Annotated in this window: 13 protein-coding genes; 3 read left to right on the top strand and 10 right to left on the bottom strand. The window is 52.9% G+C overall.

Annotated elements, in window-relative coordinates; translation table 11 throughout:
• Nucleotides 1-150 precede the first annotated feature (150 nt).
• Entirely contained in the window at nt 151-726 is a 576-nt protein-coding gene (locus tag SH302x_RS22680) for a DJ-1/PfpI family protein (RefSeq protein WP_479369305.1), read from the top strand.
• On the opposite strand, the gene treZ is transcribed toward SH302x_RS22680, so the two are convergent.
• Together treZ and SH302x_RS22670 are read right to left on the bottom strand one after the other, a co-directional pair.
• Nucleotides 686-2,560 carry a malto-oligosyltrehalose trehalohydrolase gene (gene treZ, locus SH302x_RS22675; protein WP_479365061.1) on the bottom strand — a complete coding sequence of 625 codons (1,875 nt, stop codon included), beginning with the start codon at nt 2,558-2,560 and terminating at the stop codon, nt 686-688. The two genes, SH302x_RS22680 and treZ, sit on opposite strands and share 41 nt — an antisense overlap.
• A 26-nt stretch (nt 2,561-2,586) precedes the next feature.
• Nucleotides 2,587-3,615 carry a hypothetical protein gene (locus SH302x_RS22670; RefSeq protein ID WP_479365060.1) on the bottom strand — a complete coding sequence of 343 codons (1,029 nt, stop codon included), beginning with the start codon at nt 3,613-3,615 and terminating at the stop codon, nt 2,587-2,589.
• 547 nt (nt 3,616-4,162) lie between these two features.
• On the opposite strand from SH302x_RS22670, the gene SH302x_RS22665 reads away from it, so the two are divergent.
• A complete protein-coding gene (locus SH302x_RS22665) occupies nt 4,163-4,891 on the top strand; it encodes a DUF4058 family protein (RefSeq protein ID WP_479365059.1) in 729 nt (242 codons plus the stop codon).
• Between the two features lie 45 nt (nt 4,892-4,936).
• Nucleotides 4,937-6,121, top strand: coding sequence for a TMEM43 family protein (locus SH302x_RS22660; RefSeq protein WP_479365057.1), 1,185 nt, complete (start codon nt 4,937-4,939; stop codon nt 6,119-6,121).
• 10 nt (nt 6,122-6,131) lie between these two features.
• Here SH302x_RS22660 and ccoS read toward each other — a convergent pair whose 3' ends face one another.
• The 8 genes from ccoS to ccoN are packed head-to-tail and all read right to left on the bottom strand — an operon-like array spanning nt 6,132 to nt 15,084.
• Entirely contained in the window at nt 6,132-6,272 is a 141-nt protein-coding gene (gene ccoS / locus SH302x_RS22655) for a cbb3-type cytochrome oxidase assembly protein CcoS (RefSeq protein WP_479365056.1), read from the bottom strand.
• Nucleotides 6,269-8,722, bottom strand: a complete 2,454-nt coding sequence (locus SH302x_RS22650) for a heavy metal translocating P-type ATPase (protein WP_479365054.1) — start codon at nt 8,720-8,722, stop codon at nt 6,269-6,271. Before SH302x_RS22650 ends, ccoS begins: the two co-directional genes overlap by 4 nt.
• Nucleotides 8,706-9,605 carry a sulfite exporter TauE/SafE family protein gene (locus SH302x_RS22645; RefSeq protein ID WP_479365053.1) on the bottom strand — a complete coding sequence of 300 codons (900 nt, stop codon included), beginning with the start codon at nt 9,603-9,605 and terminating at the stop codon, nt 8,706-8,708. Before SH302x_RS22645 ends, SH302x_RS22650 begins: the two co-directional genes overlap by 17 nt.
• Entirely contained in the window at nt 9,602-10,132 is a 531-nt protein-coding gene (locus SH302x_RS22640; RefSeq protein ID WP_479365051.1) for a FixH family protein, read from the bottom strand. The genes SH302x_RS22645 and SH302x_RS22640 overlap by 4 nt, the downstream gene beginning before the upstream one ends.
• 54 nt (nt 10,133-10,186) lie before the next feature.
• Nucleotides 10,187-11,791, bottom strand: a complete 1,605-nt coding sequence (gene ccoG / locus SH302x_RS22635) for a cytochrome c oxidase accessory protein CcoG (RefSeq protein WP_479365049.1) — start codon at nt 11,789-11,791, stop codon at nt 10,187-10,189.
• A 19-nt stretch (nt 11,792-11,810) separates the two neighbouring features.
• Entirely contained in the window at nt 11,811-12,467 is a 657-nt protein-coding gene (locus tag SH302x_RS22630; RefSeq protein WP_479365048.1) for a cbb3-type cytochrome c oxidase N-terminal domain-containing protein, read from the bottom strand.
• The gene (locus tag SH302x_RS22625; protein ID WP_479365047.1) at nt 12,460-12,642 is read right to left on the bottom strand and encodes a hypothetical protein; all 183 of its coding nucleotides are present in this window, start codon (nt 12,640-12,642) and stop codon (nt 12,460-12,462) included. Before SH302x_RS22625 ends, SH302x_RS22630 begins: the two co-directional genes overlap by 8 nt.
• Before the next feature lie 36 nt (nt 12,643-12,678).
• Nucleotides 12,679-15,084, bottom strand: a complete 2,406-nt coding sequence (gene ccoN, locus SH302x_RS22620) for a cytochrome-c oxidase, cbb3-type subunit I (RefSeq protein WP_479365046.1) — start codon at nt 15,082-15,084, stop codon at nt 12,679-12,681.
• Nucleotides 15,085-15,344: the final 260 nt, after the last annotated feature.

Here is a 15,344-nt window from a genome sequence, read left to right as displayed (position 1 = left end):
CTTAACACACCAACAGGACATGCTATGGATCGACGCAGTTTTATCCAAACGACAACGACCGCTTCCGCGATTGCTTTGGCAGCCAACGCGGTCAGCGGGCAAATCTCGACATCAACTAACCAATCCAATTCTTCCCAACAGGAAACTCTCATGGCTCAGAACAAAGTATTGATTATCGTCGGCGATGCTACCGAAACCGTGGATACCCTGTACCCTTACTATCGATTGATCGAAGGTGGCTATCAGCCAGTGGTAGCCGCACCTGAGAAGCGTCGCTACCAAATGGTACTGCATGAAGTCAAACCGGGTTGGACGATTACCAAAGAGTGGGAAGGCTATACGATCGACGCGGATGTCACGTTTGCCGAGATCAAACCACAGGAGTACGTAGGTATCTTCTTCAGTGGCGGCCGCGCTCCGGAGTATATCCGCGAAGATGAAGACTTGCTGCGAATCACGCGATGGTTCTGGGAACAAGGCAAGCCTTGCGCCAGTGTTTGTCACGGCGTGGAGATTCCAGCTCGCGCAGGCATCGTCAAAGGACTGCGCATGGCAACCGTTGCCAAATGCAAGTTCGATCTAGAGGTTTGTGGTGGTATCTATGTCAACGAGCCATGTGTGATCGACCGCCACATGTTCAGCGGACGCACTTACCACGACCACGGTCACTACATCGGACCATGGATCAAGGCGTTGGATGCAGAGCGACAGAGGATGCTTGGCTAACGATACATTCGTAAGGTCGGATCGCGACGATGTGCGACACGCCATCGATCATCGTCGTCTCGCACGAAGTCGACTGGTCGGGGGCATATCGCGCAGATTCCGTTTGCAGCATTATGCGATCCACTGGCATCGGTTGTTCCAATCGAATGACTTCATCGGTCAGATTGAAGATCGCTTGGACTTGGTGCTCCGCTACGCCACGCGTAAAGTACAACAATTGGGGCATTGACTGAGTCGGTTCTAACCGCGCCGATCGGTTCACAAAATCTTGCAAGCCAACCCAGTCTTTTCTCGCATGCAGCAGATCGCGATAGAGGTTACGCAAACCGCATCGATAGGTGCCTTCAGGCCAACTCCACGATATCTTTGAACGTGAATAGGAATCCACCGCTTGGGGATCAGGCAGTTCGCCAACCAAATCATAGTCCCGCCTGCGGCCCGAACGAACGTTCTGGATCAGCCCTTTATCTTCAAAAGAACAGAAGAAAAGAAACGGTCGGTCTTCGCCATACTCTTCCCCCATGAAGATTAGTGGCAGGTAAGGGCTCAGGAGCATAAAGGCCGCCGACAGTCGCTGCAGAGCGGGCGTCAATAACTGCCCGGTGCGTTCCCCCAACGCTCGGTTTCCAGCATGGTCATGGTTCTGCATTCCAACCACAAAATGGTCACCGCTCAAGCCGGTAGCATCAGCGCCCCAACGACGCCCGCGGAATCGGCTGAAACGCCCGCTGAGGCAAAACGTTTTCTCAAGTACTTTGGGCAAGGAGGTGGGATCGCCAAAGTCCATATACTTGCCATGTTGCTCACCAATCATATAAGCCAACCAGGCATGATGGAAATCTTCGTTCCATTCTGCGTCCAACCCATACCCACCGACACTTGGTGAACGCACCATACGCACATCATTCATCAAGCTCTCAGCAATGATAGTCGCCTTTTGCCCATTGGTTGCAGCAGCCAAGTCGGCTACTTCTTTGATCTCAGCCAGGATATGTTTTGGGCTGATGTCAAACATCGCATGCACAGCGTCCAATCGCAGACCATCCAAATGAAAGTCGGCGATCCAATGTTCGATGCTTTCTAATGTAAATCGCCGCACATGGTCGCTGAAGCGATCGTCAAAATTGAAGGCTGGTCCCCAGGGCGTTGCGTAACGGTGCGAGTAGTAGGGACCATACTCAGAAACATAATTGCCCTCAGGTCCGAAGTGATTTAAAACGACATCTAGAATAACAGCCAAACCTGCATCATGCGCCGCATTGACGAAACGTTGAAAAGCTTCCGGGCCGCCATAAGTGTTCTGCGTTGCAAAAAGATGCACACCGTCGTAACCCCAGTTGCGCTCTCCGGGAAACTGAGCTACAGGCATGACTTCCACGGCCGTGATACCTAGCTCCACTAGTTCAGGCAATCTCGCAATCGCGGCGTCAAATGTTCCTGCGGGCGTAAAGGTCCCCACGTGCAATTCGTAGAAGCTGAAACGCTCGCGAGGTATGCTTTTCCAATTCCGGTCGGTCCAAGCAAACAAGCAAGTGTCATACAAGGTGGACAGCTTGTGAACGCCTTCCGATTGCCAAACGGAACAAGGGTCTGGCCGCACGGGACCGCCGTCTAAACTGTAACCATAGCGGTCGCCCGAGATGGCCGCATTCACCTTGCAAGCGTAATAGCCGTCCCCTTCTGGCTGCATTTCATACCAGAGTTCGTTCGCGTCGTCGTCACTCCGAACGAACATTAAGCGAACGGATTTTGCTCGAGGAGCCCAGACACGAAACGAAACCGTTGCGCCCTCAAACAAAGGGCGGCAACGCAGTTCAACAATCGGTTTTTGCATTCGCAAGTTCGACTAAGTAATCCCGGCTACTGAACGATCGGCGTCATCTCCGAGGCGAGTTGTACGGCGTGGAACTCGGTCGACCACTTGGCATACAGGATGTAAGCGCTCGCTAAGTCAATCGTCAACTCGTCGTCCGACGTCCAACCGGTAGGAATATGCATCGAGACAACAGATGCTTTTATAGCGATCGTTTTGATCGGGTCTAGGTATTGCGGATACTTCGTCGAAATCGCGCCGATCAAAACTGGCGAAATGACATCCGCATTATAACTCACATATCCAGTCGGCCCGTCGGTTGACGTCACGCCCCAGTATCCATACTTGTCGATCTGCTGACGAATCGCATCTTGCAACAAACTTTCGTATTCTGGGACATCGAAAAAGACCAACGGATAAGCGTAAACGAACAACGGATAATCTAAACGAGTGATGTGCATCGGAAACGGCAAGTTGAACAGCTTGTACAGAATCAACCCTTCAGAGGAATCATTCCAAGTGTAGGGAATGAGATCGGGTTTGCACTGTGCAGCGGGATCGCTCGTGTCTTCGCCGCTGCAAGCCGCATCAGGCCAATAGAAACCGTGCAAAAAGACTCCATCTCGCAGAACCAAATTCAGGTCAATAGCCGACAGTTTCGCCTGGATGGCTTGCTTAAAGCTATCATCGCGGAGCAGTTCAGCGGCTCGCAACATCCCGGCGTAGAAGATCGCGGTGTCGATCGTGGACACCTCCGAATGTAACTTAGGAATGCCCGCGGTATCGGTGAAGTGAGCTAACCAACCTCGGTTCTTCGCCGGATTGGCTTGAGTTGTTTTTTCAAAGGCATTCCGAGCGATCGTCGCAATATCTGCGGGATTTCGCAGCCCTCGCGCGGCTCCTTCGGCTAACGCCAAAACGCCGAAGCCAGTCGCTGCCGAACTGACAGTCGTTGGGTCCGAACTGCGATCTAAGAAAAGTCCATCGGTATGGCGCAAAGCGTCCACGCGGTCTAAAAAAGCCGCTTCGTTGCTCGTAAACAAGGATGAAATCGCCAGCAAAGTTACTGCGAACATTGCTTTTCTCCGTTTCTAGCTGATCTTGGTGGGCCTGAATTGCGATTTACCACAACTCGTCAAATTCCCTGACACAACTCTACGTTAATTGCCAGTAAAGACAAATCAATTTGCTTTAAAGCCAATTTTATGCCGAACTCACAACCTTTAACCGCAAATAATCGCGTTTTACAACGCAGACCGAGGGTTAAAGCAGGATTTCGTTGCGTTTCCAGGGGGAGGGAAGCGTCGCTTTTAGCAGGAATAGAAACGCTGCGGCAATGTGACTTTTGGCGAAATACACAGTTTGGAGATTTGCAATCGACCCAAAGCCTCCCAGTCCAAGGGCTAATCAGTTTTTCAGTCTGCGCGATTAGCCGGAATGCGTTAGCATCGGTTCTCTTGGAAACCGTCAGCTCAACGGCTGATTGACTTGGATTCAAACAATGACTTGCCCTGCTCCCAATTTAATCCGCGTTGGCCAAGGGCCTGGCCCCTGGTAAACTCACTTGGATTCAAGCAGAAAAAGTGCTGTTCGCAGCAATCCACATCGCACGAGGAACTGAACATGCCAATGCACGACTGGTCCCGCGTCCAATCCGGGACCTATCATAATTTTCACGTCCTCTGGGTGTCCGCGATTACTAATCGTCTCAATGCAGGACTCTTGCCGCAGGGGATGATTGCGATGGCGGAACAGGTCATTGGGGGACCTGAGCCCGACGTAGTAACGCTGCAACAGAATGACATCGCTTTCGGCGGAGATGGAGGTGCAGTCGCGACCATGACCGAAACGCTGCCTAAACCAAAGACGCAATTTGTGATTCCCGTCGAAATCGAGCGTTATGCTGCGAAGCCCAATCGCGTCGTGGTGCGACACTCGTTGGGAAAAGTAGTGGCCGTGGTCGAATTGGTCTCTCCGGGAAATAAGAACTCGCGGCATGCGTTGCGTTCGTTCGTGGAGAAAACCGTCGATTTACTCTATGACAACATCAATGTCTTGGTGATCGATCCATTTCCGCCAAGTCCAAGAGATCCGCAAGGCATCCACAAAGCGATCTGGGATGAGATTTCGGACGAACCATTTCAATTGCCCCACGATCGCCAACTCACCCTCGCGGCGTATCAGGTAGCACCAATCAAGACAGCCTATGTTGAACCCTATTGTGTAGGCAAATCGATCCCCGATATGCCTTTATTTCTTCACAAAGATTACTATGTCAATGTCCCGCTCGAAGCGACCTATATGGACACGTGGAATGTGCTACCACAATTGCTTCGCGACCTAGTATCATAGAGCGATAGTTTTGCCCCAGTAAGCCCACTTCTGAAGGGTATTCAAATGTTCGGATATGCAAGACGTGTACGAGATTCCTTCGCCGGCATGTTGCTGGGGTTTCTTATGGTACCTGCTGCTGTGGGCCTGCACGCTTGGAACGAATATCGAACTGTCCAGCGAACTCGAGGGTTGGCGGAAGCTGAACGGATTGTCCACCCTGTTCTAGATGCCAGTGTGCTGAGTCCTGAGCATCACCAAAAACTAGTGCATGTGACCGGTGTTGCAGTTACCGAAGAAATTTTGCGAGACACCGAATTCTTTTTAGCTCGCCCGTCGATTCATCTTCAGAGGATCGTTGAGATGTACCAATGGGAGGAGCATCGCAAGGAGACCGGTGCTGGTGGCAGCCGCCGAGAGACGTTTGACTATTCCACAAAATGGTCCATATCGCCAATCGACAGTTCGCGGTTTCGACACACCGTTGGTCACCAGAATCCCGAGATGCCAATCCGAGGTCGTAAGCTATCTGCCGCCGACGTGCGAGTCGGAAAGTATCAGTTGAGCGAGTCTCTTCGCGATGACATGAATGCTTGGCAAGCGATCGATTTGCCTGTCGAGGCGATCCTGGAAAGTATCCCTCCATCGCGCCGCCAGCTTCACCGAGTGAGTCCCAACGAGATCTACATCGCTACTGCTCAGCCGAATCTTGTGCAGCCCGATTTTGCACAACCGCAAGTGGGCGATGTTCGCATTCGCTTCGAAGAAGTCGTGCCAGCGGCAGTTAGCATTTTGGCCAAACAACAAGGCAGCGGGCTAACCGAGTTTCGTACGAGCAATGGCCAACGTATTGAAAACTTATTCATGGGCACACTGACTAGTAATCAAATCATTCAGCGTTTGCGGACGCAAAATACCGTCCTTGCTTGGGTTCTGCGCGGCGTCGGGTTTGTTTTGTGTACCCTAGGGATGACAATGATACTGAGCCCCCTGGGAGCGATGCTCAGTTTCGTTCCCGTGTTGGGGACACTCACGAAAAGCGCTTCGTTTCTGGCTTCCCTATTGCTCGCAAGTTTCATTTCGTTTTGCACGATCGGCATTTCGTGGATTGCCGTGCGCCCGCTACTTGGCATAACGCTTCTAACGATCTCCGCAGCGCTTCTATTTGCAGTTTGGAAACTGCGCAAAATGACAGTTGCGGCACAAGAAAGCTATTCACTTCCAACACCGCACCACGGCGAGATTTTCTAGGTCAACCGCGTCATTCGTCGTCGATCAAAATGCGAACGGCAGGTGTTTCCAAGTCATCAAACTGCCCACCTCGAATACAGCGGATGCAAGCATAAAGAGCTGAACCGCCGAGCAACAAGGCAATCGGGAGGGCCACATATAAAACGCTCATCGAAATGTCCTGCTTGACAAGATAACTGAAAGGACCGTTAGCGAACTAATCGGCATGATGATCGCAGCGATCAGTGGATTGATCCAACCGGTGGCGGCCAACGTCACCGCAATCGCATTGTAGCTTAACGATATCTTGAAATTACGTCGAATCGTTCGCCGAGTTCTAACAGACGCGTCCAAGAAATCTTCCACCAGTTGCAATTGACCACCCGAAAGGTAAACCGGTGCGGCATCCAAACTTGCCGCTGCTCCACCACGAATCGCCATTCCAATGTCCGCGGCGGCCAATGCCGCAGCGTCATTCACGCCGTCACCAACCATCAAGACCGGCAACCCCGACGCCTTCGATTCCTCGATCACGCGCAACTTGCGTTCAGGCGATGCGCCTCCAATGGCCTGCCGCGAATCCATCCCCAGTTCGCGAGCAATTTTGGCAACTGTTTGCGGATGATCACCGGAAAGCAAGCCGACTTGCCAGCCAGCGACTGTCAAGCGTTCGATCAACCCTTTGGACTCCGGCCGTAATGCATCGCCCAGTGCTACGATCCCTTGAGCCAACTGGTCGCGGGCCACGACGATGGGTGTCGCTCCCGAATCTGCAATCTGTTGGTACTTGAGGCGAATTCCTTCAGAGACTTCGACGCCTGATTTGATAAAGTACTCTAAGTTGCCGATCTGAACAAAATGCCCATCGACGTAGCCTTGCACGCCCCCCCCTGGTATGCGTTTGACATCCACGGCAGTTGGCTTGGGAACGTTCTCCAGCTCGGCGTAGTTGACTAGAGCTCGGGCGATCGCATGTTCAGAGTCACGCTCCAATGCCGCCACATCAGCCAGCAAATCTTGCGAGCCCATCCAATGCCGAACCAACATCCGACCCTGCGTTAACGTACCTGTTTTGTCAAACCAGATCACTCCTGCTCGGTCGACCCGCTCCAGCGAATCACCGCCGCGAATCAGGATCCCGCGTTTGGCACTGCGTCCGACAGCGATTGAGACAGCCAGCGGCGTTGCCAGGGCTAGTGCGCAAGGGCAAGCAACAATCAACAGCGAGACGGTATTACTCACCGCCATTTGGAGATCGTAAAACGACCAATAGGTGAACGTCGCCAACGAAATGAGAAGCACTCCAATGACAAATCGCCCACCAATCGCATCCGCCAGTTGCACCATCGGAGCCCGCTGGACCGCGGCTTCTTCGATCAGCCCCGCTAGCTTTCCAATCCGCGTTTGGTTACCACCTGCGATCACGCAGACATCTACAATCGACGCAATGTTGCAGCTACCGGCTTCAATCGCGTCATGTTCCGCTCGCTGGACGGGCACGCTTTCACCGGTCACCAACGATCGATCGACCTCGGTCGACCCACGTACGATCGTACCATCTGCAGGAAACGTTTCACCAGGCAAGACTCGAATGTGATCGTTAGGCTCGAGCAAATCAGCCAACACTTTTTGAGTTGAGCCATTATCTAAAATGCGATTGGCGTATCGTGGAGTCAGTCGCATCAGCATGGCGATCGAATCAATCGCTTTGCGCTGCTGCCGAAACTGTATCCAACGTCCGACCAGCAGCAGAAAGACCAGCATTGCAACCGAATCAAAGTAGGCTTCGCCGCGACCAGTGATCGCAACCACCAATCCAGCGATTGCTCCCACCCCTAGGCCAATGGCGATGGGCAGATCCATATGCGGCGTTCGTGTTCGAATCGCGGCCAGCGCTCCACGAAAGAAGACTCGACCTGGGAACGCGACGCTGATGACACTCAGTAGAACACCCGCGAAATGCAAGATACGGTAGTGATCTGAGTTCATGCCGCTGAAATGGCCTGCGTAGATCGCAACCGCAATCCACATCGCATTGGCCATACAGAAACCCGCGATCGCGATCCCGATGAGCTGTTGGCGATTTTCTTGGTCAACCATTTTCTTGGCACTAGAGGCCGTCATCGGCGCCAGCCGATATCCAAGCCGAGCGAGAAAACGACCGATCTCACTTAAGCGGATCTGAGCCGGGTCAAAGACCACATCCAAGCTCTGGTCATTCATGCGAACCTGAGCAGCTAGTACGCCCGCCTTCTGCGTCGACGCTCGCTCGATCAACCAAGCGCACGCGGCACAGTGCAGGCCTTGCACTGCCAAACGACAACTGATCATGCCGCCGCCCAATGGCTTGGGAGGATGCTGGCCAAAATTCGCCACGTCATCCAGTTCTGAAAACTGGGCGTTTTCTTCTGCACGTTCGCCGGGTTTCGTGGTGCCTAATTGATCGCGCAGAGCATAGTAATCGTCCAATCCCCACGCATGGATCAATTGGTAGGCGCCGCGACAGCCAGCGCAACAGAAGGCGAGTTCACCGGTCGCTGCTGGTGGGCTAGGCAAGCCACAATGTATGCAGGTTGTTTCAAACGCTCGCTCCGGCGTCTGGGGATCAAGGGTTGCTGACATCTTCGGCAACTTCCTTTCGATCACTAGTTTGCAGTGGCAACTGGCAGCAAGGCAACGGTTCCTTCTTCAGCAATTCCAAGCGAGACATCGCTTGCTGTGATTCCATCGAGTTGGCGTGTGTTGTTGCGTCACTACTGCCTCTGACAGACACTTTGGTTAAAGCAGCCTTCTCGGTCAGCGTACTGAAGTCTGCGGCCGCTCGTCCCAACGCGGTGTAACAACCTGTCAGTACCAGAAACAAGCCACCCGCCAGGGGCAGCAACCCTCGCATGCGCGGTGCAAGTTGTCGGACGCTAAAAATCAAACTACTAAGTGCAGGTAAAGTACCGATCCAAAACGCCGCCATGAATAACATCGCTGTTGTAATGGCACCAGTACCAGCGGCGACCAGCAAAAAGATGTACAACCAGCCGCAGGGTAACAGCGTGGTCAATCCGCCAGCCGCATAGGCTCGTCCCGCAGCAGGTAGCTTGGCCATCATGGGACGCAATGCAGCAAGTCTTGCACTAATCCACTGCGAGATGCCATGCAAATGATGGAAATGCGATTTGCCGCTGCGTGCGTACTGCACCAGCTTGTAGATCCCCATCGCGATCATCAAACCTCCCGCTAGTCGCGCTGCGGCCGCTTGCAACCCAAACCATTGACCTCCGGTGGCTACCAATGTTCCAGCCAAACCGACGATAGCGCCGGCTGCCAAATAAGTGGTCAATCGCCCGAGGTGATACAAGCTCAATCGCCAAGCGGTTTGTGTTTTGGAAGCCGAAGTGCCCGTGGCCATCAGCGCAAATGGCCCACACATGCCTACGCAATGCAAACTTCCCAAGAAGCTCGCCACTGTGGCAGCCACCAACAGCTCAATGGTTATCGAGATACCGTTCATCGCGGCAGTGCCTGCGTGTCAATGGTATTGGTCCATTCAAAGCGCTCGTTGCCATTTCGCAAAGCGATCAATTCCAGCTCCCACAGCCCCTCGCGTTGCATGGGAAGTTGTCCGACATAGTGTCCGTTGTCCAGGTGACGCAAAGCATACTCGTGCGCCTCGCCAGCCCGAGCGTGATGATAGATCCGCAAGTTCACTTGGGCATCGGTAATACCTTCGGTCGCTTGGTCGGCCAAGCTGACGACCACCGTTCGTTGTCCCAACTTGTCGGCGGCTGGCGATACGTCGACACGAATCGACCATCCCAATTCATCGCTGGCTCGTTTAGCCGCAACGGCTTGGTCCCATTTCAAAGCCTTCTCGTGGTAATCGGGCACCACCGCAAAAGAGGGGTCGTTCGTGGCGAGAATCACCGATACAACTCCCACGGCCATTTGGCTGGCCAGCAGTCCTACGATTACAGTGACCCAGAAATAAGCGGCCTTGCGATTCGCTCGTTTGGATTCTTCGGTTAGTGCTATGCTCATTTAATTTGCTCGGTTGTATCTAGGCTCAGGACGAAACTCAGGTATTGATTGAAATCAATGACCAGGTCCCAACAAACGGTACTCCAGTTTACGGACATTACCTGACTGATCTTTGATGATCAGTTCCGCCGGAGTGCTGCTGATGTTGCTGGCCATTTCGCGTGGCACTTCAATCAGCACTGGAACAATTGCAGTCCCGCCGGGAGCCAACGTCATTTTGGCTTCGTCCAATACCTCGATTCGCAGCCCCGTTGGCTTGGTCGCTTCGATCGCATACTGTTGTGTTGTATTGGAGCGATTGACCAAGCGAACTCGCATCGAATTCCGCAGTTCACCGCTTTGGCTGTAAGTATAAGGGTTGCCGCCCGCTCGCAGCAGTCTCGCGTCAAACGCATACTTGGTGGAAAGCACGGTGAAGAACGCGGCCAAGACAATTGTCAGCAAAGCGGCATACACGAAGGGACGCGCTCGCACAATCTGGCGTGGCTTGCCAGCCACTTCATCTTGCGAAGTATACCGGATTAATCCTGTTGGACGACCAAGTCTGGTCATGACGTCGTCGCATGCATCAATACACTGCGTGCAGTTGATGCATTCCATCTGCAAGCCATTTCGGATGTCAATTCCTGTCGGACAAGTCGTAACGCAGCGTCCACAATCAACGCAATCGCCAGCGACGGTTGCTCCCTCGACTGCTTGTTTGGTTTTCTTTCCACGAGGTTCGCCTCGCTTGGTGTCGTAGCCGACAATCAAACTCTGGCGATCCAACATCACTGATTGGAATCGTCCATAAGGACACGCGATTAAGCACATCTGTTCTCGGAAGAACATAAAGTCATACAGCATGGCAATGGTTGTTCCACCCATAACCAAGAAAGCAAATGGATGTTTGACCGGTGAACTTTGCAACCATAATGCGAGCCGATCGGTACCGACAAAATACGCCAGAAACGTATGTGCAAGAAACATGGACAAGATCAGGTACACAGCGAATCTCGCCGCATGCATCGCCAGCGACATCGACTTTTTACCTTCTCCCCCTTTGCCAACCGTCCCTTCAAAGAAACGATCGATCGGGCGAAAGAAGTATTCCATGTAGACCGTTTGAGGGCACCCCCAACCGCACCACAATCGCCCCGAAAGCGACGTGACAAACGCCACTGTCAGAAACACGGCAATAATGCCGAACGCTAGCAGCGGAGTGTCTGTCGGCAGAAACGTGTGACCAAGGATTGTGAATTCGCGGGCCGGAATATCAAACAAGACCACCGGCTTGCCGCCCATACGCAAGTGAGGCAATGTCACAAAAAAAGCAACGAGTGCGTAGGCGACGATTCGTCTCTGATGCCAAAACTTACCCATCGACAGTTTGGGGCGCAGCCAGCGCCGCGAGCCATCACGTCGCAGCGTACTGAGCACCAGTTCGGGGGCTTCCAGCAAAGCGGAGTGTTGGTCAGGCTTTGAAGACGGCTCAAGTCCGGTCGCTTGGACGGTCGTCGCAGCAACGGTGGAAGCCGACTCTACCGCGTGGTCTGCGTGGTCGCTAGCCTTGTTGTGACAGATGCCGCAGCATTCTTTGCCAGACGTCTTGCAGATTTTGACCAGCGGCAAAGCAAATTCGCCATTGCCATTGGAATTGTTGGAAATCGATTGAGACATGATCGCGCCTCGCAACGCGTTAGTTTGTAGGATCCGCTTTTGGCGCTGTGGGCCAAGGCGGAATGACTTTCCCTTGCGGACCTTTGGCATTGCCGCCTGGGTTGGTGCCGCGAAGCTTGGCGGCATAAACAGAGACAAGCACTCGGTCGTTTTGTTCTAAACGGTTTAACCATGCGGGCATCGCTCCGCGGTTAGCTCCTTCGTTGATGATCTTATAGATATCTTCGAGGTTATTGATGTGCAGGTATTCTTCGTCAGTCAAATTCGGGCCGACCAATCCACCGCCGGTTGCACCGTGGCATGAAACGCAGTTCGCTTTGTAAACGCTTTCACCGTATGCCAACCATGTGGGTTCATTCAAGTACTTTGCCATGGTTGCTTCATCACCAGACAACTCACCGATCTCAGCAAAGGCAAGCTTCGCGGTCTCTGCCACTTCGGCTGAGTAGCGATCCGCTTGTGTCGGAGCTTCCGCACCGTGGTAATAGACGACGTAAGGAAACGCGAATAAGACCGTGCCGATGAACAACCACTTCCACCAACCTGGCAGCGGGTTGTCATACTCTTGGATGCCATCGTAGCAATGCGTCGTCAACTCATCCGTGACGGGGCCCGAAAAACCGCGGACCAACACAGACTCATTCTCTTGGACATTGTTTTCAGTCGCACTACTCATCTCGAGGATCCTCCACTACGTGGTCTGACAACGGAATCGACGCAAATCGTTTCGCGCTGCTCGGTTTCAGCCGAATCACACCATAAACCATCATCCCAAATGCGAAGCAAAACAAGATCAGCGCCCATTCGGCACTGAGGCTATAGTCCAACGCACGTATGACATCTTTTAACATTGAATTAACCCAATTGGAAAAACATACACTTCAAATTTACTGGACCGATACGCTTGCGACCGTCGCGGCAGGTGCGTCGGTGGCCACAGGCGCTGGTTCTTCGGCTGGCGTCGATTCGGAGGGTACTTCCTCCGACGGAGCTGGCCTGAACAAATCGACGCCGATACGTTGCAGGTAGGCGATCAAAGCCACAGCCTGCGTCTCATAAACCGGCAGCTCACTCTTGCCAATTCTTTCAACCGCAATTGGCCCACCTTGCGAAACGATCTCCGCTGCGATTTCCATGGCTTGCTTCTTAGCAATCTCTGGAGCATTGGTCAGTTCGTCGCCATACTTTGCACCCAGCAGACTGGCCGCCCAAACTCGATCGCTCGTTTTCTTGAAGTCAATCGATTCGGTTAACAAGTGAATGTAGGAAGGCATCACACTGCCAGGCGACAATGCACCAGGATTTTCCAAGTGCCGCCACTGCCATAAACTGCTTTGACGGCCGCCCTCACGAGCCAAATCGGGTCCGATGCGGCGACTGCCCCACTGGAACGGATGATCGTAAACCGATTCGCCTGGCTTGCTGTATTGCCCATAGCGTTTTGTTTCAGCAATCATGGGACGAATCATCTGGCTGTGGCAGTTGTAGCATCCTTCTGCAATGTAAATATCACGGCCAGCTAGCTCCAACGGCGTGTAGGGTTGCACGCTGTCGATCGTGGGCACGTTCGAACGAATCAAGAACGTTGGGATTACTTCAAACAACGTCGCAACAACCACGGCGACTGTTACCCAAACCGTAAATCGAACCGGCAATCGCTCCCAGCGGCGATGCCAACCCATCTTCGTCCAAACATCCAACTTCTTCGCAACATCGAGTACAGGAGCGTCCTTCAGAGCGCTTTGCTCCGCAGCTTCTTCTGCAATTTCGGTATACTTCAGTGGCATGGCGGCGTGGACAGGCACCTCGTAAACCTTAGGCCGTGTGGTCCAAGTCATCGTGTAGTTGATCACCAACGCCACAACACCACCGACATACATCGCACCGCCCAGGATACGCACCCACCACAGCGGAACAATCGATTGAACGGTCTCTACAAAATCTGGATAGACCAATTGTCCAGTGCTATCCATCGCTCGCCACATCAGGCCTTGCGTAATCCCAGCAGCGTAGATCGGCAGGATATACATCAAGATTCCCAATGTACCCAACCAGAAGTGCCAAGTCGCAAGCTTCTCGCTCCACAGTTTCGTCTGGAACAAACGCGGCAGCAGCCAGTAAATCATTCCGAAGGTCATCATACCGTTCCAGCCGAGTGCACCAGAGTGTACGTGGGCAATCGTCCAGTCCGTGTAGTGACTCAGCGAGTTCACCGCTTTGATGCTCAACAGCGGCCCTTCGAATGTACTCATCCCATAGAACGTGATGCCTACGACGAAGAACTTCAACACGGGATCGACACTGACCTTATTCCAAGCTCCACGCAACGTGAGCAAGCCGTTGATCATCCCGCCCCAAGACGGCATCCACAGCATCACACTGAAGAGCATGCCTAAGGTGCTTGCCCACTCAGGTAGCGCCGTGTAGTGCAAGTGGTGAGGGCCCGCCCAAATGTAAATGAAGACCAAGGACCAGAAGTGAAGAATCGATAACTTGTAGCTAAAGACGGGTCGCTCTGCTGCCTTGGGCAAAAAGTAATACATCATCCCCAAGAAAGGCGTGGTCAAAAAGAAGGCCACTGCGTTGTGACCATACCACCACTGCATAAACGCATCTTGCACACCCGCATAAACCGAATAGCTCTTGGTAGCGTCGATCGGAATTACCAAGCTATTGAAAACATGCAGTACCGTTACCGTTACGATCGTCGCGATGTAGAACCACAAAGCCACATACATGTGACGTTCACGACGCTTGATCAACGTCATGAAGAAGTTGCCACCAAAGAACACCAACCACACAACGGCAATGGCAATATCAATCGGCCACTCAAGCTCCGCATACTCTTTCCCTTGCGTGATTCCCAACGGCAAGGTGACCGCTGCAGCGACAATAATTAATTGCCAACCCCAGAAATGAAGCCAGCTTAAGGCGTCGCTCCACATCCTCGCTTTGCATAAACGCTGCGTACTGTAATACACCGCAGCAAAAACTGCGTTGCCAGCGAACGCGAAGATCGCTGCATTGGTATGCAGCGGACGAAGGCGGCCAAAAGACAAATATTGGGTAATCAGAGGGATTGGCCCAAACAATTGCGGCAGGACCAAGAGAATGGCAACCAGCAAACCGGCCGCCGTGCCCACAAACGCCCACAACAGCGTCGCTGTTGCAAAATATCTGACGATCTTGTCGTCGTAACTGAAGTATTCCAGTTTTGACTTGTCTTCCGATCGTGAGTCTTGGTTTCTATCTACGGTAAGATCCGAATTCAGTTCGGTGGTGACTGTCGCCATCGTGACTTTGGTTGGTTATTCGAAACGAGCTAAACTAACACATGGCAGCCAGAAGCTAGTTCCGATGGCAATGCGTTCCTGAGTTGAGCCTCACCCTCTAATCATCTTTAGTGCCAAAGCGCTACGAAACTTTGCCGAACAGACTGTCGCAGGTCTCTGCAACTCGAATTTGCCAGTGTTTCAGCGAAAAAGACTTCCATGAATGAGGCCTGAGTTCAAGGTGTCCGTTATAACGAATCCTATCGCTGCGTGCCATATCG

The sequence above is a fragment of the Njordella calcicola genome (assembly GCF_056494125.1).
This window is presented reverse-complemented; position numbering and strand designations above follow the sequence as displayed.